This is a genomic window from Novosphingobium mississippiense (assembly GCF_044029535.1).
Taxonomy (GTDB): domain Bacteria; phylum Pseudomonadota; class Alphaproteobacteria; order Sphingomonadales; family Sphingomonadaceae; genus Novosphingobium.
Genome location: NZ_CP147003.1, coordinates 1,050,827 through 1,072,095, shown reverse-complemented (window position 1 = coordinate 1,072,095; position 21,269 = coordinate 1,050,827). Strand labels below are relative to the sequence as shown.

Here is a 21,269-nt window from a genome sequence, read left to right as displayed (position 1 = left end):
AGCGACTGCAAGGACGCGTTTACGTCCGAGTCGAAGCAACATGCGGATCGAACCATGACGCAACCAGACACATCGCAGACGGGAAAACAGGGCGATAAGGGCCGTTGGATATTTCACTGCGGGCTCAAAGGCTTGTGCCCACGTTGCGGCAAGGGCCCGATGTTCCGAAAGTGGCTGAAGCTGCAGGATATCTGCCCCAATTGCGGGCTGAACTATGGCTTTGCGGCGCCTGATGACGGGCCGGCGTTCTTCTCGCTGTGCATCGTCGCCTTTCCGCTGACGTTCTTCGCCGTCTGGCTCCAGGTGGCGTTCGACCCGCCATTCTGGGTGCATCTGGTGACCTCGTTCCCGCTGCTGGGGATCGGCTGCATCCTGCCCTTGCCCTATATCAAGGGATGGCTGGTTGCATCGCAATACGTGAACAAGGCGCAGGAGGCTGGAACCGAAAAGCTCTGGGCCGAACTGAACGCGCGCGCGGAAAAGCACGATGGCTGAGGGGATGGACCTCGCGCGGATGTTCGTGGCCGACTATTTCGATGCCACCGGCCGCGCGGACTTGTCCGGCATGGTGCTCGCCGGCGAAGGGGATGACTTTCCGGAGACCCGGGCCGCTGCCGAACTGCTTTCCGCGCAGGCGGGGGTCGTGGCGCGCTATCGCGAAGCGCTCAACCAGTATGCGGATCCCGGCTTCTGGGATGACGCCACCCCGGGTGGCGCGCTGGCGTTGCATGATGGCGGCCTGATGGCCCGCAATGTCCTGAGCGGCCGGCCTGCATTCTTTCACCGCGACTGACCGGGATGTCCGTTTTCAAGGCAATCGCCGCGCCTGCCGTCATGGCGGTGGCACTCATGCTCGCCGGCTGCGGTGACGACCATCATGACGATCGTCTGCGCCAGGCTGGCCCGCACCCGGCGCTGGCCGACCTGATGAAAGTCGCCAGCGCCGACGCGGGCGCGCGCAAGTTCCGGCAATGCGCCGCCTGCCACAGCATCATGGAAGGCGCGATGGACCGGGGCGGGCCGAACCTGTTCGGCGTCTTCGGCACGAAATTCGCCACCAATCGTGCGCGCTACAGCTATACCGCCGCTCTCGCCAAGGCCGGCGGAAAGTGGGACGAACGGGCGCTGGACGTCTGGATGACGGATCCGCAGGCATTCGTTCCCGGTACGACGATGCAGTTCCGCGGCGTTCCCGACGCGCTCGATCGTGCCGATCTGATTGCCTACCTGCGTACGCAGCAGCCCTCGCGCTGATCTCGATCAGAACCTCACGGTGGTGAACAGGTTGAAGTAATCCAGGTTGTGCCCGTCCGGCACCTGCTTGATGAAGCGGCCTTTCTGGACATGGTTGAAATAGGTGCCGACCACCCAGAACGGAGAGATCGCATAACGCGCGCCCAGCGTGCCGCGTACGCCCACCTGCCGCGCGGTGCCTTCGTCGGCCTTGATGATCAGCTGGCCGGGCGCGCCGTAGAGACCATCCTGCAGAGAGGTACGCCAAAGGCCCATCACCGTGGCGTCCACCGTCAGCTTCTTCATCGGCGTAATCGTGGCGGTCGGGCCGAAGGTGATGAGGTTGGCGCGTCCCAGTTCGCCGTTGATCGTCAGCGGGCGGGCGAACAGCTGGTAATAGGTGTTCATCCGATTGTCGGACTTGTCCTTGTCGCCCGAGCCGATCTCGAAGCGCAGGCCAAGGCGCGGGGCTGCGGGCAGGGCCAGGCCATAGCTGGCATAGGCGGTCAGGAACCCGGCGCGCACGGACTGGTCGCCCCAATGGCCGGTCTGGCCGATGGCCTCCACATCCCATTCCAGCTTCTTCTGCTTGCCGCTGAACCGCAGCGAATAGGTGTCGCGCGCTTCTGCGGCGGAGCCGGCGTCATATTTGGCCACCGGCCGACGCGTGTGGACCCACAGTCCTTCCAGCCTGCCGCCGGGAACGATCGATCCCAGATCCCGCGCCACTCGTGCGCCCCAGAACGGCGCCTCGTAATTGGTGCTGTTGTCGAAGGCGGTGGTGGTTTCGGTGATCGTGAATCCGCCCAGCACTTCGGCATCCCACGGCCCCTGCGTAAAGCGGATGCGCGCTGCGTCGAAGGAGCGGCGCACGTTCGGGCCATCGCGCATGTCGAACAGGCGGAACCCGCCGATGCCGATCTCTTGCCGGCCCACGCGGAAGCTTAGTGTGCCGTCACCGGCCGGGGCATGGACTTCGACGAAGGCCTGGGCAAGGTCGATGGTCTTTTTGTCGGAAACCAGTTGCTGACCGCTGTAGCCCGCCTGCAACCCGCTCTTGAGTTCGCCGAACACGCGCAGATGATCGCCCAAGTGCAAGTCGGCCCAGAGCCTGATGCGCTGCTCGTAATTGCCGTTGTCGTCCTGCTTGCCGCCGCCGAAGCGTTCTTCGTTGCGCAGTTCGAAGCGCCAGCGCAACTCGCCCCCGACGGACAGATAGCTGGCATCGGTCAGCGGGATGTACTTCAGATTGGCCCAGAGCCCCTTGCGCTTGGCCGGATCGGCAAAGTCACTGTAATCCTCGTCATAAGGCAGCGCCTGCGCGCGAGGAGTGCGTTGAAGTTGCACGTCGGAACCCATCGGCGGGTTCTCGACCGCTGCTTTCGACAGATCGGGCGGGGCGGTAGGCGGAACCGGCAGCGGCACGCGCGGCGGCTTTGCGGGGACCGCAATGGGCGGGGGCGCCATCGGCACTTGCTGCAGTTCGTCCTGCGGGGCGGCGGCAAGGGTGGTTGTTGCGACAGGGGCAGTAGAATTCAGGGGCGCAGCCGTAGCCGCGGCCAGAACCAGAAGGCTGACCATCGTCTCTCTCCGATGATGTTCGTGCTTAAGCGGGGGCGAAGCTCTCGGGGCTTCCCGTCAACGCGCTCTAAAGCTGCGATAATTCGGAGCGGGCAGGTGAGTTCGGCGCGGGAATCCCCGCGAGGGTCATGGCGACCACGGCATCTTCTCCATCGTCATTTCTTGTTTTGTCGGATGCCGCCGCGCGGACGCGGATGCTCCTGCCGATGAAACTACCGTTCCATGCTCCGCACGGCCAAGACCAATGCAGTATCCGCGCGATACCCCACGCGGGGAACGCAGCCTTGGGTCAATCCGACTGCCCTGACTGTCAGAACCTACCGTGCGGAATCGATGGCAAACCGCGATGGGCTCGGGGCTCGCCAGCCGCCTGGCGCGCGGGCAGGAACAGGCCTATTGCTGCGTCCGTCGGACGAGCGACCAGTCATAACCCAACGCCTTTACCCGTGCCTCCAATCTTGACAGCAGATCAGCGTCAGGGCGGGCTTCGCGGGTAAGGACCCACAAGTATCGGCCGGAAGGCTCACCAACGATAGACCAGTCGTACTCATCGCCGTGGTCGAGTACCCAGTAGTTGCCGTAGAACGGGCCGAAAAACGATACTTTCAACCTGGCGTTCGTGGCGGTGTCGACAATCGTTGCCTTGCCCGTGCTTTCCTTCCACTTGCCGTTTCGCAGCCCGCGATTGACTACCTTCACTGTGCCGTCGTGGTTCAGCGAGTAATCGGCCGTGACGCTCTCCATGTTCTTTTCGAACGAGGCTTCGTAGCGGTACTGTTCGTACCAACGGCCCATGTAGCGCTTCACGTCGATCGGCTTTGCAGGCATCGGAACGGCGCCATTTCCGACTGGCCCCGCCCTCGGGATCGAAGCGCAGGCACCTACCAACAGCGAGGTGCCGGCCAACGCGAAGGCGATCGTCGATTTCCGCATAAACGCTCCTGTGTCTCCAGGCCTAATAAACCTTGGAAGGCGGTTCGGTTTCGCCGATCTCGTCACGGAAACGTTCGCCGAGGCTCGACCGCGAACTGGCGGTGCCATCACTCAGGGGTGTTGCTTTTTGGACGTAAAAGTAAAAGTCGCGCAGCGATGGATCGGCGCTGGCAACGGCTGGTCGAACAAGATCGCGGCCCGGCGATTCCGCGCCACGTCTAGGCGCTGGGTAGGCACGGCATCGCATCGCCGGCGCGCGTCTCCATGATTTCTTCGCCTTCGCATTGCGTCGAAGCGCAGTCGGAGTTGACGGTCGGCGTCTGCGGCTCAGATTGGGCGCGCGATCCAATGGCCTGAAGATAGCTGGAGAGCAGCAGGACAAGCTGCTCCCTCAAGGCCCCTTCGAAACCTGGCGGGGCGTGGCCATCCAACACGGCACGCACGTTGCCCGCCATGGTGCTGAGCACAACGGTGGCCACCGCCAGCGGATCGTCGATCCGCGCGTCCGAAGCGCTTTTTAGCATCGTGGCGATCGCTGCGATCATGCGTTTGCTGAGGCGCTCGACCAGTTCGGCGCCGCCCCGCTCCCCGGCTATGGCATAGAGTGCCTGCGACGTGCCGGGATTATCCAGTTTAAGGGCGAGGAAGGTCTTGGCCAGACTTGCTGCCATCCGTGCAATCCGGCCGCCCTGTTGGTCGCGGCATAGCGCCTCCACACCTTCGGCAAGGGCGGTCAGATGGTTCTCAAGAACCGCGGCGAGCAGCGCATCGCGGTTCGGGTAATATTGATAGAGGCTGCCCACCGACATGCCCGCCCGCTCGGCGATGCGTGTCGTCGTGCAGCGCAGGAGGCCTTCTCGAATCAAAAGCTGAATCGCGGCGGTATGCAGGATCTCGATGGTGGCTTGTGCGCGCGCCTGATGCGGCGTTTTCCGGGGGCTCAGCGCAAGCGAGGTGGGGTTCATGGAAAGCGAATTCCGAAACTGAAGAATCCTTCATATATTGGCCGAACTCATCGAGGCAACCACGGAAAACCACTCCATGCCCCATTTGGACAACACCGCCACTTTCCAACTCGGTGACCGCACGGTGAAGCGGATCGGCTATGGCGCCATGCAGCTTGCCGGGCCCGGTGTGTTTGGCCCGCCCAAGGATCGGTCAGCGGCCATCGCCGTCTTGCGCGAAGCCATTGCGCTGGGCGTCGATCATATCGACACCAGCGATTTCTATGGTCCGCATATCACCAACCAGATCATTCGCGAGGCGCTGCATCCTTATGGCCGCGACCTGACGATCGTCACCAAGGTCGGCGCACGCCGCGACGATCAGGGGAACTGGTTGCCAGCCTTCTCGAAGGAGGAACTGGCGAGCGCGGTGCATGACAATCTGCGCAATCTTGGGCTGGACGTGCTGGAGGTCGTCAATTTCCGGGCGATGCTCGGTGTCGGCGGTCCGGGCGAGGGCTCGATCGAGGCGCCGCTCACCGCGCTGGCCGAATTGCAGCAGCAGGGGCTGATCCGCCATATCGGCATCAGCAATGTCACGGCGACGCAAGTGGCCGAAGCGCGGGAAATCGTGTCGCTGGCCTGCGTCCAGAACCTCTACAATGTGGTCCATCGCCAGGATGATCCGATGATCGATGCGCTGGCCCGCGATGGCATTGCCTTTGTCCCGTATTTCCCGCTTGGCGGCTTTACCCCGCTGCAATCCCAGACCTTGACCGACCTTGCCCAAAGGCTGGGCGCCACGCCGCAAAAGATTGCCCAGGCCTGGCTGCTGCGTCGGTCGCCCAACATCCTGCTGATCCCGGGCACATCGTCGATCGCGCACCTGCGCGAGAATATCGCGGTGGCCGATCTTGTTCTGCCCGATGAGGCGTTCGAAGCGCTCAACGCGCTGGCCGATTAAGCCACTGGCTGCAGAAGCGCTGAGCGGCGGGCATGACTTGCCGTTCAGCGCGTGGGCAGCAGCCGACACCCAGCGCTGCTCCTGGAAATGTCGGCTATCCCGTGTCCGTCGCCCTGAAGCTGTCAGTCTCTTCGCGCCCCAAAGCTGCCACCGCTCGACACATCCGTTTGGGTCGGTATCACGCTAAAAGGCAAAGCCGGCTGCAGCCATTTCATGACCGGAGCAATCGATTTGATTTCAGCGCTTCTCTTGTTAGCGGCTTCATCCGCAGGCAGCGGACAAGATGACAAGTTTGACGATCCCGCTGCGCGAGCTTGCCGAGCTTCGCTCAGTGTTGTTCAGTCGATAGTGAACAGTATGGGTAGTAATCTCATATTCGGAAGCTGGGTTGGCCAATCCTCATCGCAGGCACTTGATGCCGAGTATCAATACGACTGGGCAAAAGTTGGCCGACCGAGGCGGGGCGTTAGCCCCCCCGGTGCATCGGAAATGCGTTTAATGAAGCCTAAGTCGGGTTTCAGCGCGGTAGAGCGGTGCCCGGAAATCCGAGATTATCTAAGGCGCAACCGAATACAGTTTGGTGAGGAAGCGGTGCGGCAAGCATATGCATCGCGTTCTCCGTCAGGCGTGACGTTTGTCAGTGTGTCACTCGCGATCATCGCACCAACTGGTAACACCTCTGTGATCACCACCAGTTTCGGAAGCCTCGAACTCGGCGGCGGTGGTTGGGTTAGTGTTTATTCCCGCGCGAACGATGCTACCTGGGTCGAGGCGTACATAGCACCAACTTCGATCGGCTGATTGCTCGGCGGGCGGTAAAAACGATCCCTCCGTAATGGCAGCTGCAATTCGTGCCGCCGGGACCGACCTTGACATTCGCCACAACCAGACGTTGCCTGAGGCGCTGGCCTGGAAAAGCTGCCGGCCAATGCCAGTTCCATGCTCTGATGCGGGGAGCGCTTCGTCCATGACCGGAATATCGGCATGACGAAACCGGCTGCGAAAAGGCGTTTGCGCACTGTCGCTGTCGGGCGGCCGGAGCAGGATGGTCATAGTAGGGACGAGATGTCCTAAAGGGGCCGGCCGCAGGCCTCCATCGGCAGCGAGAAACGCGGATCGGTCAGGAAAGTGCGGTCCGTCAGACCGTTCAGGAACGCCAGCAAGGCGGGGATGTCGGCATTGACTGAAAGCTCTTCATGCGCAGCGATCGCGTCGGTCAATGTTGGGGCAGATCCGTCATGAAGATAGGGCGCGGTCACTGCGATATTGCGCAGGCTGGGCGTCCGAAATTTACCCGTGTCGTCCGGCAAGGCAGAGACTTCGGCCAGTCCATGGTCGCTGCCCGCCGCCTGAATCCGATGGAACTTGGTGTCCGTAAGGTCACGCCCCGAATGGCAGGACGCGCAATCGCGTTGGAACACCGCCAGCCCATGCCGCGCAGCGCCGGACAGCGCATCCGGGTTCCCACCCACAAACCGATCCCAATCGCTGCCGCGCGAGATCAGCGTCCGTTCGAAAGCCGCCAGCGCCTTGACAGTGTGGGCATAGTCGATCCGGCCGCCATCGCGGGGAAATGCCTTGCGGAACATGGCGCGATAGCAGGGATCGAGGCCGAGCCTGCGGCCAATCTCCGCCTCATGCCCCTGCATCGCCATTTCGACCGGGTGGTCGCCCAGGATCGGCACCGCTGCCTGCTGTTCCAGCGTGGTCTGGCGCGGATCGGCCCATGTCAGCGGCGAAAGCCAGGCAAGGTTCTGAAGCGCAGGCACGTTGCGCCGCCCCGGATCGTCCAACGCGCCGGGATGGGTGCGATTGCCATCCGCGAAGGCGTGATGCTGCTCATGGCAGGTCGCGCAGGACATCGTGCCGTTGATCGAAAGGTCGGCGTCGTAGAATAGCCGCCTGCCCAGCGCGACTTTATCCAAGCTCATCGGATTGTCGGCCGGCACGGGCGGCGCGGCGATACCTGCGCCCCAGTTCCAGCTATCGTGCTTTTCCACGGCAAGGACGCCTGAAAACGCCGTGGCGATCAGCGCCAGCCCCGTGAGGGCATGTCGCATCGCAGCCTCAGGGCAATCGGGTGACGAGCAGCGGCAGTTTCGCCTCGGGATTGGCTGAAATCTGCAGCAGGTATTCGCCCGGTTCCAGCGAGAAATCGACCATCTTGCGAATGCCGGAGCAGTCCGGCCCATGTCCGTGGGCGATCGACGTTACCGCCGCGCCGTCCTTGACCACGTCGATCCATGCCGCCGATCCCAGCGCGACGCGGTACTTGCCTGCATCCTTGACTGAAAAGGCATAGATTCCGCCGAAACTCACCGATCCGCCGGGCTTTTCGGGGCGCAGGGCAAAGCGCACCTGCGGCGTCGGGTGAAGGCCGCCGTCCACTGCCTTGCCCAATTCCAACCGCGCGGCGGTGCGGGCATCAGCCCCGGCCGAAAGGGCCGCGCGCGCGTTCCAGCCGGCCAATTCGGCAGGCGGCGCCACCGGCGTTGCCGGACAGGCTATCGGCGAGGGCGCCACCTTGGGCATCTCCGGCATGTCCTGCGCATTCGCCCAGCCTGCGGGCGTCAGAACCAGCGCTGCCAGTGCCCCGACCGTCCATCTCCACCGCCGCGAAATACCCAAGCTGCCTCCCGCCATCGTGATCCCCCTCTATTCGTTCCACTTTTGCGTCATGCAAAAACTATATACGGCCGGATATAGCGAATCGCCAGAGCGGCGAGAGAACAAAAACATGGGGGTATCAGTCATGCGTCTTGCATCCGCTTTCGCGGTTACTCTTTCCTGCGTCCTCGCCACGCCCGCGCTGGCGCAAAGCACTTCGCCATCCGATCCCGCTACAGATCAGGCGGATCGCGGCGACGCGTTCACGCTGGGCCAGATCATCGTCACCGCCCGCTCTCCGTCCGCCCCGTCGATCACCTCCTCCACGTTGGATGGGGAGGCGATGCGGGTATTCAACCGCGCCAGTCTGGACGATGCGGTGAATCTGATGCCGGGGGTCTCAACGTCGAACAGCGGGGGATCGCGTAACGAGCGGCTGATCAATGTGCGCGGGTTCGATCGCTATCAGGTGCCGCTGTCGATCGACGGAATCCGCGTCTACCTGCCGGCGGACGGACGGCTCGATTACGGTCGCTTCCTCACGGCCGACATCGCGCAAGTGCAGGTGGCCAAGGGCTACGCTTCGGTGCTGGATGGCCCGGGCGCGATGGGCGGGGCGATCAACCTCGTCACCCGCACTCCGACCAAGCCAATCGAGGCCGAGGCACGCGGCACCCTGAACCTTGGGCGTGAGGCGGAATACGCCGGATACAATGTCTTCGCCCTGCTCGGTACCCGGCAGGACAAGTGGTACGCACAGGCCAGTTATACCCGCAACTTCACCGATCACTGGGACTTGCCGGGCAGCTACGACCCCACGCCGGGTTCGGCCGAGGATGGCGGCCACCGGGGCTTTTCGCGCAGCGAGGATTGGCGCGTGAACGCCAAGGTGGGATTCACCCCCAATGCCACCGACGAATATTCGCTGAGCTATACGCGGCAGGAAGGCTCCAAGAACGCACCGCTGCACATCACCGATCCGGTATCGACCCAGCGCAACTGGTCCTGGCCGTACTGGAACATCGATAGCATCTACTTCCTGTCGACCACCGCGCTGGGCGATCTGGCGACCTTGAAGACGCGCGTCTACCGCAACAGCTTCGACAACCTGCTGAGCGCGTTCGACGATGCCACGCAAACCACCCAGACCAAGCCGCGCGCCTTCAACAGCTATTACGCGGACAGCGCCTGGGGTGGCTCCGCCCAGCTCGACCTGCAGGTGACCGGCGCCGACCAACTGAGCGTCGCGGCCCATTACCGGCGCGACAAGCATGTGGAATGGCAGCAGGTCTTCCCCTCCGGCGCGACCGAGCCGAAGCAGACCAGCGTGGAGGAAACCTACAGCATCGCCGCCGAAAACCGGTTGGACCTTTCGCCGCAATTGAACTTCACCGCCGGGATCAGCTACGACTGGCGCGATCTTTCCCGGGCGGAGGACTACGCCAACAATGCGTTGATCGAATATCCGCTGCACAATGGCCAGGCGCTCAACGGGCAGGGCCAGCTCACCTGGCGGCCCGATGCGGCCACCAGCCTCCACGCCAGCATATCCTCGCGCGCGCGGTTCCCGACGATTTTCGAGCGCTTCAGCTCCCGCTTCGGCGGCGCGGTCTCCAGCCCCGACCTCAAGGCGGAACGCGCCACCAATTACGAGATCGGCGGCGCCCGCGATTTCGGCCCGGTCCATGTCGAAGCGGCCGCGTTCTATTCGCACCTGACCGACGTGATCGTCGCCTTCCCGCTGATCTACCAAGGCCAGTCGGTCACCCAGAGCCGCAACCTTGGCAGCGGCAATTACTACGGCGGCGAGATTTCCTTGACCGCGCAGCTTGCCCGCACCTTCAGCCTGGGAGGCAACTACACCTACACGCATCGCGATCTGGACGATCCCACCAACACCGCGTTCCAGCCGACCGGCGTGCCGACGCACAAGGCGTTCCTCTGGGCCGATTGGTCGCCGATCGACGCTCTGCACGTTCGCCCCAATGCCGACATCGCCTCGAACCGCTGGACGGTGAACACTGCCGGCACGCGCTATTATCGCACCGGCAGCTATGCACTGGCCAATCTTGCGATCGACTACACGCTCTATCGCGGCGTCGAACTGGGCGCGGGTGTGCGTAATCTGTTCGACGACTATTACATCCTGACGGACGGCTTCCCGGAGCCAGGCCGCAGCTTCTACCTGAGTTTCCGGTACAAGTACTAGGGCTGACCCCGGTTCGCGGTTAGGTAACGGGCTCGGCGTCCTTTGTGATCATGTCCTTGCGGCCATACCGCGCGTAGAGCGTGGGCAGCACGAACAGGGTCAGAAGGGTTGCCGAGCCAAGACCGCCGATCACGACTGTGGCGAGCGGTTTCTGGACTTCCGCACCCGCGCCGGTGCCCAGCGCCATCGGCACGAAGCCAAGGCTGGCGACCAGGGCGGTCATGACGACCGGGCGCAAGCGTTGCAGCGCGCCGAGGCGGGCGGCCTGCGTACGCGGCGTGCCGGTTCGCATGAGGTCCTGGATCGAGGAGACCATGACGAGGCCGTTGAGCACGGCGATGCCGGACAGCGCGATGAAGCCCACCGCGGCCGAGACCGAGAAGTCCATGCCGCGCAGGAACAGTGCCAATACGCCGCCGACCAGCGCCAGGGGAACGCCGGTGAACACGATCGCCGCATCCCGTACCGATCCGAGCGCGCCGTAAAGCAGCAGGAGGATCATCACGAAGCAGGCCGGGATCACCAGTTGAAGACGGTGGCGTGCCGATGCGAGGTTTTCGAACTGGCCACCCCATTCAAGGTAGCTGCCAGAAGGCAGGCGCACATCCTTGGCGATGGCGGCCTGGGCATCTTCGACCACACTGCCGACGTCTCGTCCGCGCACATTGGCCTGAACGACGACCCGGCGTTTGCCGTTTTCGCGGCTGATCTGGTTCGGTCCGTCGACGATCCGGATATCCGCGACGCTGGCAAGCGGCACGAACTGACCGCCGGGGGTCGGCACCGGCAACTGTTCCAGAATCGAAAGGTCGGCGCGCTGCGCTTCGTCAAGCCGTATGACCACCGGGAAGCGGCGGTCGCCTTCGAAGATCGTGCCGGCCTGTTGCCCTCCCACCGTTGCATTGACGATGTCATGCACGCCTTCCGCTGTGACGCCGAGCCGGGCCATGGCATCGCGATTGACCCGAATGTCCAGCATCGGCAGGCCGGTGGTCTGCTCCACCTTCACATCGGCGGCGCCTTTCGTGCGGCGCAGCACATCCGCGATCTTCACGGCCGTGGCGTTCATGGCGTCGAAATCGTCACCATAGACTTTCACCGCGATATCGCCGCGCGCGCCGGCAATCAGCTCGTTGAAGCGCATCTGGATGGGCTGGGTGATTTCGTAAGTGTTACCGGGGAATTTCGAGAGATTTTTCTCGATACGGGCAACGAGATCATCCTTTGACAGCTTCGGATCCGGCCATTGGGAGCGATCCTTCAGGATCACGAACATGTCGGTGGCGTTGGGTGGCATCGGGTCCGATGCCAGTTCGGCCGTGCCGGTCTTGGAAAAGACGAACTTCACTTCCGGTTGCTTCGACATCATCCGTTCGATCGGCACCTGCATCGCCTGACTTTGCTGCACCGAAGTTGCCGGGATGCGCAGCGCCTGAATCAGCAGATCGCCTTCGTCGAGCTGCGGCAGGAACACCTGCCCCAGCGACAGGAACGCAAGGACCGCGGCAAGGAACGCGCTGATGCCCACGCCAACGGTGAGGGCCGGCCGCTTCATCGCCCGGTCAAGGCCCGGTTCGTAGCGGGCCTTGAGCCAGGCCATGATCCGGCCTTCCTTCTCCTCGATCCGCTTCGAAAGCCACAGGGCGATCATGGCGGGGACGAACGTGAGAGAAAGGACGAAAGCACAGGCCAGCGCGATGATGACGGTAAGCGCCATCGGCACGAAAGTCTTGCCCTCCACCCCGGTCAGGGTGAGCAGCGGGACGTAGACGAGAATGATGATGGCCTGCCCGTAGACCGACGGCCTGATCATCTCGCGCGTGGCAAGCGCCACGGTGTCGAGCCGCTCCTTGACGGTGAGCAATCGCCCCTCGCCATGTTGGCGTTCGGCCATGCGCCTCAGCGCGTTTTCGACGATGATCACCGCACCATCGACGATAAGCCCGAAATCGAGCGCGCCAAGGCTCATGAGATTGGCCGAGACGCCGGCTTTCAACATGCCGAAGCCGGTCAACATCATGGTGATGGGGATGACGAGCGCCGCGATCAGCGCGGCGCGGAAATTGCCGAGCAAGGCGAATAGCACGATGATAACGAGCAGGGCGCCTTCACTCAGGTTCTTGCCCACCGTCCCGATCGTCGCATTCACCAGCGTGGTACGGTCCAGCACCGGCTGCACGACGACATCGGGCGGTAGCGAGGCATTGATGCTCCGAAGGCGATCGGCCACGGCCGTTGCCACCGTTCGGCTGTTCTCGCCGATCCGCATGACGGCGGTGCCGACCACCACTTCGGTGCCGTTCTCGGATGCCGATCCCATGCGGATGGCTTGGCCGGTGCGGACCTGCGCGACCTGGGCTAGCGTGATGGGCACACCCTCGCGAGTGGCGACGACGATCTGGCTCAACTCACCCGCGTTGCGGACGAGGGCATCGGCGCGAACGGCCAGGCCTTCACCATTGCGTTCGACGAAGCCGCCGCCGACGCTGACATTGTTGCGTTCGAGCGCACTGCCGAGTTCGGCAAGCGTGATGCCCATCGAGGCAAGGCGCTGCACGTCCGGCACGACGAGGAATTGCTTGGCATAACCGCCGATGGAATCGATGCCGGCAAGGCCGGGAGTATTCTTCAGCAGGGGCGCCACGATCCAGTCCTGCGCGGTGCGCAGATAGGTCGCCTTCTCAATATCGTTGGTCAGGCGCTCACCCTCTGGCGTGATGTAGCTGCCGTCTGGCTGCATGCCCGGTTCACCGGGCTGGTGCTTGTCATCCTTGCGGTGATCGAGGCGGACGGTCCACATGTAGACTTCGCCGAGGCCCGTGGCGATCGGGCCCATTTCCGGGTTCACGCCGGCGGGCAGGTTTTCCTTCACCCCGGTCAGCCGTTCACCCACCTGCTGGCGTGCGAAGTAGATGTCGGTCGAATCCGAAAAGACGGCAGTGACTTGCGCAAAGCCATTGCGGCTGAGCGAGCGGGAGTATTCAAGCCCTGGAATGCCCGCAAGCGCGGTCTCGATCGGGAAGGCGACCTGCTTCTCGACCAGTTCGGGCGAGAGTGCCGGCGCCCGGACGTTGATCTGAACCTGATTGTTGGTGATGTCGGGAACCGCATCGATCGGCAGCCGCGAGAGGGCGACCGCGCCGACGACCGCGGCGATGGAGAGCAGAAGGAGCACAAGCCAGCGCTTGTGGACCGCCCAGTTGACGACGGTGGCGATCATTGACTCAGTCCTCCTCGCCGGCTTCGCCCTTGCCGATTTCGGCCTTGAGCGTGAAGCTGTTGATGGTGGCGATCTGTTCGCTGCCGGACAGGCCTGACCTTACGATCACGCTGTCGCCGGCGCGGTCCCCCAGTGTCACCGGCGAGACCTTGAAACCGTAGGAAGTGCGCACGAATACGGCGGGTTTGCCATCGATGGTCTGGATGGCAGTCGAGGGTACGCGGATGGCGCTATCCGCGCCGGTTCCCGTCAATGTTACAGAGGCCGTGACCGGCTCGCCGACACGCCATTGCCCGGCGCGATTGTCGAGCGTGGCGATGACCGGCACCTGGCGCGTCGCCGCGTCGAGGGCAGGCGAAACGTATGAGACGCTGGCCGTCGCCTCTCGGCCGGCTGCCTTTACCGTCACGGTGGCGCCGGGGCGGACGCGGCCGGCGTCCCGGGGCTGGAGGTTGAACGAGAGCGAGAGGCTGGAGAGATTGGCCACGCGAAACAGTTCGGCGTCGGCGGCGACCGTCTGCCCGAGCATCACGCTACGGGAAATCACCTGACCGGAAATCGGCGCGGTGATGCCGATGCGGTTGAGCGCGCCGCCTCCGGTACCGGCCGCGGAAACCTGCTGCTGGGCCAGACGAAATGCAATCCGCGCCTCGGTTGCTGCCGTGCGGGCAGCGATCAGGTCCTGTTCGGGCGAGACGCGCTGGGAAAACAGGCGCTGTTCGCGCGCGAGATTGGAATTTGCGAGCGACAGGCGGGCCCGTGCCGCTTTGAACTCGGCGTTGAGTGAGGCCGCCTCGCGGCTTTCGATCACTGCCAGCGTCTGGCCCGAACCAACCGACTGGCCCAGGTTTCGCGTAAGCGAGACGATCCGGCCGCCAATGGAGGCGGAAACGACCTGGGTTCGGTCGGGATCGCCCTCGATCATCGCCGGTAGTTCGACGGTGGCGCCGCCGCCGACCATGGGCCGGCCAATTTTCACGCCTGCAGAGGCGATCTGCTCGGCGCTCAGGGTGATCTTGCCTTCGTGGGAGGGGCTCGTTTTGGCTGAGGCAGCCTCGCTTGCTCCGTCCGAACTACCCCCGCATGCGGCGAGGATGAGGGCAAGCGGCAGTGCCAGGCTGGCGGACGCGATTGTTCGCGAATTCATGACTATCAGTTCCCCTGTTGCGGCGCGGGCGCGGTCAGGCGCTCCAGCTGCGCGCGTGCGTTCTGGTAAGCGACGAGAGCATCGATCGCGGCGAGCCGGGTCTCGGCCAGCGTCCGTTCGGCATCGAGCAGATCGAGCTGCCCGAACTTGCCTTCGCGATAACCGATGCGGGCAATCCGCGCGGCTTCCTGGGCCGCAGCAAGGGCTGGGCCGGTTGCCGCCCGCGCGGTTACCGCGGCGTTGTCCGCATCGGCGCGGGCATTGGTGATGGCCTGCTCGACATCGAGCGCGGTCATCCGGGTTTGCGCTTCTGCCTGAGCGCGTTCCGCGCTGGCCTGCGCGACCGCCGCCCTGCCCGAATTGAACAGCGGGATCGGCATCGAGATGCTGAACACGAGCGCGGTATCGTTCGTCTGCGACAGCCTGCGCAGACCCGGCCCGGCATTGAGATCGGGCACGCGTTGCGACCGGACGAGACGAACTTGGGCATCGGCAACCGCAAGATCGGCCCGTGCCGCCGCCATCGCCAGCGTGCTATCGGCCGAGGCGTCGATCTCCGGGCCGGCCGCGTTCGGCAATCGGTCCAGCCATTGCGCATCGATGGCCCCGTGAAGGGGCGTGCCGATCCGTCGAGCGAGATTGACCTGCGCTGCTTTCGCAAGGCGGGCGGCGCGCTCGACGCCGGCCTCGGCGTTGATGCGGGCAACGTCCGCGCGCTGCTCCTCGATGGGAGAGGCGCGACCGGCCTGGACGCGGACACGCGCGGCCTGGGCCACATCGCCGGCGATCCGCGACTGGTCGCGGGCGGTCAAGAGCCGCCGCTGCGCTGCGGCGGCTTCGATGTAGAGTTGCGTCACCTGCAGGCGAATGTCCGCCTGCGTGATGGCTGCGCTCAGTTCGGCTCGGTCGGCCTGGCCATCGGCCACGGCAATCCGCGCGGAACGCTTGCCGCCCAGTTCGATGGGTATGGCAAAACTGACGGTCGTTTCGGCGCTATCGAAACCGCGATACTGCCCGGATCCGGCCAGGTTTTCGATCTGGCTCTGGACGGAGGGATTGGGGCGCAGTGCGGCGACGGCCCGTGCGGCCCGTGCGGCTTCAATCCCGGCGCGCCCGGCGTCCGTGGCGGGGGAAGATCCGCCTGCCGCTGCCACGGCCTGATCCAGTGTCAGGATCGGCGTGGACGAAGCAGTCGAGGTCATGTGCTGCGCTTGCGCCACGGCGGCGCAAGACGTGGCAGCCAGCAAGGCTGCGAATAGGCGATACATGGGAGATTATCCTGAGCAAAGGGCACGAATGGCCGCTCGCCTCGACAAGGCATGGAGCGGCGGCCTAGAGCGCCTTCCAATCAGGTGGAATTACCTGACGATTTGGAAAACGCGCCAAACCAGTGGCTTGGAGCAATCGATCCGATGCTGTCGGATCGGAAACTGCACCAGGGCTATGTCAGGCGATGGGAGGGCGCAGATCCGGGCCCACGGCCCAGCGCTCTACGGCAGGTGTATCGAGCAGGCGGTTCGGCAGCTTGGCCGGACGCAGGACCAGCAGGTCATTGGCGATTTGCGGCGCGGCGGCAAAGCTTGTGTGACAGTTTGCGTGATGGTGGGGCACGCCTTTGTCGGCATCGCCTTGCGATTCGTCGGGATCGCCTTTGTCATGCACGAACCCGGAGCAATCGAGGGCTGCCGTCATCGGGAATTCCTGCGCATGGACCGCCGTCGCCGTCAGCACAGACGCTGCCAGAAGCCAGAGGATGATGTGCCGGAACACGCGCATGAAGCCGCCGTAAGGCAAAAGTCGGGGTGAGTCACGGCGACCTTCGGCTTCAGCCTCCCGCTCATCATTGAAAAATCGCCAGCGATCGACTATATGGGCATCGCTGCGTCGTTCACGACGGACAATGGGCCCGTAAACAGGGGCCGTTTTCATATATCAGCCGGATCTCGTGAATGCCGTATTGCGGATGTAGTGCGGCGCGTCCGGCACGCTAAGGACATCGTGGATTGGCCAAGGAAGAATTGCTGACGATGGAGGGGTATATCGAGGAAATTCTTCCCGATGGCCGCTTCGCCGTCCTGCTCGATAATGATCACCGGATCATTGCCTACACCGCCGGAAAGATGCGCAAGTTTCGCATTCGATCGGTGGCGGGCGATCGGGTTCATGTCGAAATGACGCCCTACGATCTCTCGAAAGGACGCATTGTCTTTCGAGAACGTACTCCGGGCCAGTCCGGTGGTCCGCCGCAGCGTCGCAGCGGTTTCAAACGATAAAAGGACGCGGCCTTCCGCCGCACGATACAGGTTAGAATGCATAATTACACAACGGGGGCGTCGACGCCCCTAAAGTCCAATACGCAAAGCTCCACCCGCACAGCTGCTCCGCAGACGGTGCAAGCCGCAGGCCTGCTGACCAAGCAGCATTTGCAACATCTCGTTGCCGCGATGGTGGACTGAGCAAGGCGCCAAGCAAGGCACCAGACAAGGTAGGGAGGTGATGGTGCGGGTCAGCCCCGTCCTCTCCTCCCGGATCTTTCAAGGCCTGACTTGGAGCAGTTTTCGATCCGATTGGATCGGATCGACTGTTCTAAGATTTCGGTTTTCCGAGTCATCAGGTGATTCCACCTGATTAGAAAACGCTCTAAGGCGGGAACCCTGCGTATTCGTACTTGGGAAACCTTCCGGAACTACGATCGGCGCCGAATACTGTACGCAGGCCCCAAAAACGGCCTGCCGGATCAAGGCGATGATTGTGCCTCTTGGCGTGGAAGATTTGTCGAGCTTGGAGGAGATTTTCCGGCATCACCGGGCGGTGTATTCGAAATTCTGATTTCTGGAGAAATCGGATGCAACGGCGCCCATTGCGATGCCAAGTAACGCCGGCTTTGGACATATCGATTTTCTGAGTTACATTGGATACAGTCAGGGCAGATAAATCCTTGGGCTGATTGTCCTGACACCCTGCGTGCTGCGTTCACGCGCACGGGTAATTTTTTCCGAGCGCAACGAAGGTACGTTTTTATTCATGTCATTTGACAGAGGAAATCGCGGTAACGGCCGTGACAGGTTCGGTGGCGGCAATGGCCGCTTCGGTGGCGGCAACGACCGCTTCGGAGGGGGCAACGATCGGTACGGCGATAACGACCGATTCGGTGGCGGCGACCGATTCGGCGGCGGCGGTCAGCGCGGCGGCGGCTTCGGTGGCCCGCGCGGCGGCGGCGCACCGGCGCAGGTCATCGGCGAGGGCAGCGGCGTGGTGAAGTTCTTCAACCCGGATAAGGGCTTCGGCTTCATCCAGCGCGAAGATGGCGGCGACGATGCATTCGTGCACATCAGCGCTGTTCAGGACGCCGGCCTCACCACCCTGGCCGAAGGCCAGCAGCTTGAGTTTCAGCTGGTCGATCGTGGCGGCAAGGTCTCTGCGACCAACCTGTCGATCGTCGGCGAAGTTATCGTTGCCACGCGGCGCGAATCGGCTCCGGCACAGCGCCAGCTGACCGGCGAACGCGCCACCGGCACCGTCAAGTTCTTCAACGCCACCAAGGGCTTTGGCTTCATCACCCGTGATGATGGCCAGCCTGACGCGTTCGTGCACATCAGTGCGGTCGAGCGTTCGGGCCTGTCCGGCCTGTACGAAGGCGACCAGCTTGAGTTCGAAATCGAGATCGATCGTCGTGGCAAGTCCTCGGCGGTGAATCTGGTCCAGCGCTGAGGTTCAAGGCCTTGGCGCGCGTTTGCGCGCCAAGGCCTCGTCCTTGCGAGAGGCGGTTTGGGCGGAATGCCGCTCAATCGATTCGCCTCTGCACCTCAAGATCGACTGGATTCTGCAGGCGTTTCGCTGGCTTCGGCCTGCGCGAGGTCGCTTTGCGGTCGGTGTAGGAATTCGAGGCGAAGCTGGGGCGTGCTGCAAATTGCCTGGAACGCGCCGCGTCGAATCACGTTTCATTGATGCGCTACCAGCGAGGCTCTCGGCCTCAAGGCAACTATTAGCATTTGCCGGAATCATCCTGTCATCGGGTGATCCCTTGCTGAAGGGGCTGTTTCGGACGCCGCGTCTGGCAGCGAAGGCCAAATTTACCAGTCGTGAAGGCTGGCGCTTTGCGGCCATGTCATGCAAGGCGCTTCCAAGACCCACGTCTCTGTCTCGGTGGAGCGATCACCGCGGCGGAGGGCATCCGAAGAAGGCTATCGAATGAGTAACGACGATCACAGCGCGGAAGATGACGCACCGCTGATCGACAATGATCGCGGTGCGGTCAAGCGACTGATCGCGAAGGCCAAGCGCCTTGGAGTGATATCGGTCAGCGAGTTGAACGCAGCGCTGCCCCAGGATCAGATGACGACCGACCAGATCGAGGACGTCATGGCCGCGATCTCGGAGATGGGCGTCAGAATCGTCGAGAATGAAGACGAGGACGAAGAGGGCGCCGCCGATTCCGATTCGAGCCAGGATGCCGACGAGGATCAGGACGGGGAGGGCGAATTCGCCGAGCGCGGCGAAGGCTCTCGCCGGCGGAGTGCCGATGGCAAGGCTGCGGACCTCGGACGTAGCGACGATCCGGTGCGGATGTACCTGCGCGAAATGGGCGCGGCAGAAATGCTCAGCCGCGAAGGCGAAGCGGCCATTTCCAAGCGCATCGAGGCCGGCCGCGACATGATGATCCTGGGCCTCTGCGAGAGCCCGATCACCTTCCATGCGATCATCCAGTGGTCCGAAGCGCTCAACAACGGTGAGATGCAGCTGCGCGAGATCCTCGATCTCGACGCAATGCTGTCCAAGGAACCGGCGCCCGAAAGCCTCAACGAGGACGGCGAGAGCGACGACGATGCGGAAATCAGCGAAGCGACCGCCGGCCCCTCGTTCAAGGAAGAAGACGATTCCGACGAGGACAACTCCGAGGAAGTCGACGAAGACGGCAACCCGATCCCGAAGCGTCGCGCTGAGGAAGAGGAAGAGGACAACACCCTCAGCCTTGCCCAAATGGAAGCGGCCCTCAAGCCCGAAGCGCTTGAGAAGTTCACGCTCATCACCGAACTGTTCCAGGCTTTCGAGCGCTTGCAGTCGGAGCGTCTCGAGGCGCTGGCGCTGGGCATCGACTTCCCGGCCGCCAAGGAAGAACAGTACCAATCGCTGCGCGAGGAACTGACCGCGCAGGTCGAATCGGTGAAGTTCCACGCGGCGAAGATCGAATATCTCGTCGATAACCTTTACGCCTTCAACCGCCGTCTGACCGCCCTTGGCGGCCAGATGCTGCGTCTGGCAGAGCGTCACAAGGTGAAGCGTGCCGACTTCCTCGACGCCTATATGGGCCGCGAGCTGGACGACACCTGGCTGTCGGAAATGTCCAAGAAGGACAAGAAGTGGGCCGCCTTTGCGGACGCGGAAGCCAATGGGGTGGAGCGGATCCGCCTGGAAGTCTCGGACATCGCGGCCGCCACCGGCATGCAGCTGGCCGAGTTCCGCCGTATCGTCAACATGGTCCAGAAGGGTGAGCGCGAAGCGCGTATCGCCAAGAAGGAAATGGTCGAGGCGAACCTGCGCCTGGTGATTTCGATCGCCAAGAAGTACACGAACCGCGGCCTGCAGTTCCTGGACCTTATCCAGGAAGGCAACATCGGCCTGATGAAGGCGGTCGACAAGTTCGAGTATCGCCGCGGCTACAAGTTCTCGACCTATGCCACCTGGTGGATCCGTCAGGCGATCACGCGTTCCATCGCGGATCAGGCCCGCACGATCCGTATTCCGGTGCACATGATCGAAACGATCAACAAGCTGGTCCGCACCAGCCGCCAGTTCCTGCACGAGCAGGGCCGCGAGCCCACGCCCGAGGAAATGGCCGAGCGTCTGTCGATGCCGCTCGAAAAGGTGAAGCGGGTCCTCAAGATTGCGAAGGAACCTATTTCTCTCGAAACGCCGATCGGCGACGAGGAAGACAGCAGCCTGGGCGATTTCATTCAGGACTCCAACGCAGTCATCCCGGTCGATGCAGCGATTCAGGCGAATCTGAAGGAAATGATTACCCGCACGCTGTCATCGCTCACCCCGCGTGAGGAACGCGTGCTGCGCATGCGTTTCGGTATCGGCATGCATACCGATCACACGCTTGAGGAAGTTGGCCAGCAGTTCTCGGTCACCCGTGAACGTATTCGCCAGATCGAGGCGAAGGCGCTGCGCAAGCTCAAGCATCCGAGCAGGTCGCGCATCATGCGCGCCTTCCTGGATTAAAGTGCATTTGCGTCCGTCAATGGAGCCCCGGCAACGGCTCGGGCTCCATTGACGGAACGCTCATTTACCCCCGCCTTCGCGCTCGGCAGGCCAGTTGCCTTGGGGCGCCATCACTTCCAGCGTTGCGTCGTACGGCATTGGGCGTGTTCCGGTGCAATTTTCGCCGTAGTTCTCATCTTCCGCGACCGCGCAGATCCAGTACATTT

18 protein-coding genes are annotated in these 21,269 nt (G+C 63.1%); 9 read left to right on the top strand and 9 right to left on the bottom strand.

The features are described 5' to 3' along the window. The first annotated feature begins 54 nt into the window (after positions 1 to 54). The 3 genes from WBP06_RS23265 to WBP06_RS23255 are packed head-to-tail and all read left to right on the top strand — an operon-like array spanning position 55 to position 1,254. Complete coding sequence (locus tag WBP06_RS23265; protein WP_395337508.1) at positions 55 to 495, top strand: DUF983 domain-containing protein; 441 nt, start codon at positions 55 to 57, stop codon at positions 493 to 495. Then, positions 488 to 793, top strand: coding sequence for a hypothetical protein (locus WBP06_RS23260; protein WP_395337507.1), 306 nt, complete (start codon positions 488 to 490; stop codon positions 791 to 793). Before WBP06_RS23265 ends, WBP06_RS23260 begins: the two co-directional genes overlap by 8 nt. 5 nt (positions 794 to 798) lie before the next feature. Continuing rightward, the gene (locus WBP06_RS23255; protein WP_395337506.1) at positions 799 to 1,254 is read left to right on the top strand and encodes a c-type cytochrome; all 456 of its coding nucleotides are present in this window, start codon (positions 799 to 801) and stop codon (positions 1,252 to 1,254) included. A gap of 6 nt (positions 1,255 to 1,260) precedes the next feature. Here the strand turns inward: WBP06_RS23255 and WBP06_RS23250 are convergent, their stop codons facing one another. From WBP06_RS23250 to WBP06_RS23240, 3 genes are all read right to left on the bottom strand, one after another. After that, positions 1,261 to 2,814, bottom strand: a complete 1,554-nt coding sequence (locus WBP06_RS23250; RefSeq protein ID WP_395337505.1) for an alginate export family protein — start codon at positions 2,812 to 2,814, stop codon at positions 1,261 to 1,263. Between the two features lie 393 nt (positions 2,815 to 3,207). Beyond that, complete coding sequence (locus WBP06_RS23245) at positions 3,208 to 3,747, bottom strand: lipocalin family protein (protein ID WP_395337503.1); 540 nt, start codon at positions 3,745 to 3,747, stop codon at positions 3,208 to 3,210. A gap of 218 nt (positions 3,748 to 3,965) precedes the next feature. After that, entirely contained in the window at positions 3,966 to 4,712 is a 747-nt protein-coding gene (locus WBP06_RS23240) for a TetR/AcrR family transcriptional regulator (protein ID WP_395337502.1), read from the bottom strand. Between the two features lie 76 nt (positions 4,713 to 4,788). On the opposite strand from WBP06_RS23240, the gene WBP06_RS23235 reads away from it, so the two are divergent. Further along, the gene (locus tag WBP06_RS23235; protein WP_395337501.1) at positions 4,789 to 5,655 is read left to right on the top strand and encodes an aldo/keto reductase family oxidoreductase; all 867 of its coding nucleotides are present in this window, start codon (positions 4,789 to 4,791) and stop codon (positions 5,653 to 5,655) included. A gap of 213 nt (positions 5,656 to 5,868) precedes the next feature. Continuing rightward, positions 5,869 to 6,456 (top strand): hypothetical protein, encoded by a 588-nt coding sequence (locus WBP06_RS23230; protein WP_395337500.1) that lies wholly within the window; start codon positions 5,869 to 5,871, stop codon positions 6,454 to 6,456. A gap of 269 nt (positions 6,457 to 6,725) precedes the next feature. On the opposite strand, the gene WBP06_RS23225 is transcribed toward WBP06_RS23230, so the two are convergent. Both WBP06_RS23225 and WBP06_RS23220 read right to left on the bottom strand, forming a co-directional pair. After that, positions 6,726 to 7,715, bottom strand: a complete 990-nt coding sequence (locus tag WBP06_RS23225; RefSeq protein WP_395337499.1) for a cytochrome-c peroxidase — start codon at positions 7,713 to 7,715, stop codon at positions 6,726 to 6,728. Between the two features lie 7 nt (positions 7,716 to 7,722). Beyond that, the gene (locus tag WBP06_RS23220) at positions 7,723 to 8,298 is read right to left on the bottom strand and encodes a homogentisate 1,2-dioxygenase (protein ID WP_395337498.1); all 576 of its coding nucleotides are present in this window, start codon (positions 8,296 to 8,298) and stop codon (positions 7,723 to 7,725) included. Between the two features lie 109 nt (positions 8,299 to 8,407). On the opposite strand from WBP06_RS23220, the gene WBP06_RS23215 reads away from it, so the two are divergent. Next, on the top strand, positions 8,408 to 10,471 hold the full coding sequence (locus WBP06_RS23215; protein ID WP_395337497.1) for a TonB-dependent receptor plug domain-containing protein: 2,064 nt from the start codon (positions 8,408 to 8,410) through the stop codon (positions 10,469 to 10,471). Positions 10,472 to 10,490: 19 nt separating this feature from the next. On the opposite strand, the gene WBP06_RS23210 is transcribed toward WBP06_RS23215, so the two are convergent. The 4 genes from WBP06_RS23210 to WBP06_RS23195 form a co-directional block, all read right to left on the bottom strand. Continuing rightward, the gene (locus WBP06_RS23210) at positions 10,491 to 13,691 is read right to left on the bottom strand and encodes an efflux RND transporter permease subunit (protein ID WP_395337496.1); all 3,201 of its coding nucleotides are present in this window, start codon (positions 13,689 to 13,691) and stop codon (positions 10,491 to 10,493) included. A gap of 4 nt (positions 13,692 to 13,695) precedes the next feature. After that, positions 13,696 to 14,838, bottom strand: coding sequence for an efflux RND transporter periplasmic adaptor subunit (locus WBP06_RS23205; RefSeq protein ID WP_395337495.1), 1,143 nt, complete (start codon positions 14,836 to 14,838; stop codon positions 13,696 to 13,698). Between the two features lie 5 nt (positions 14,839 to 14,843). Continuing rightward, a complete protein-coding gene (locus WBP06_RS23200; protein WP_395337494.1) occupies positions 14,844 to 16,106 on the bottom strand; it encodes a TolC family protein in 1,263 nt (420 codons plus the stop codon). Positions 16,107 to 16,284: 178 nt separating this feature from the next. After that, positions 16,285 to 16,614, bottom strand: a complete 330-nt coding sequence (locus WBP06_RS23195) for a hypothetical protein (protein ID WP_395337493.1) — start codon at positions 16,612 to 16,614, stop codon at positions 16,285 to 16,287. Between the two features lie 227 nt (positions 16,615 to 16,841). On the opposite strand from WBP06_RS23195, the gene infA reads away from it, so the two are divergent. The 3 genes from infA to rpoD all read left to right on the top strand — a co-directional run bounded on the left by infA (position 16,842) and on the right by rpoD (position 21,063). Next, positions 16,842 to 17,111: a translation initiation factor IF-1 gene (gene infA / locus WBP06_RS23190; protein ID WP_395337492.1), complete on the top strand. Its 270-nt coding sequence runs from the start codon at positions 16,842 to 16,844 to the stop codon at positions 17,109 to 17,111. Between the two features lie 751 nt (positions 17,112 to 17,862). After that, positions 17,863 to 18,549: a cold-shock protein gene (locus WBP06_RS23185; RefSeq protein WP_395337565.1), complete on the top strand. Its 687-nt coding sequence runs from the start codon at positions 17,863 to 17,865 to the stop codon at positions 18,547 to 18,549. A 480-nt stretch (positions 18,550 to 19,029) separates the two neighbouring features. Then, positions 19,030 to 21,063 carry an RNA polymerase sigma factor RpoD gene (gene rpoD, locus WBP06_RS23180; RefSeq protein WP_395337491.1) on the top strand — a complete coding sequence of 678 codons (2,034 nt, stop codon included), beginning with the start codon at positions 19,030 to 19,032 and terminating at the stop codon, positions 21,061 to 21,063. Positions 21,064 to 21,269 lie beyond the last annotated feature (206 nt).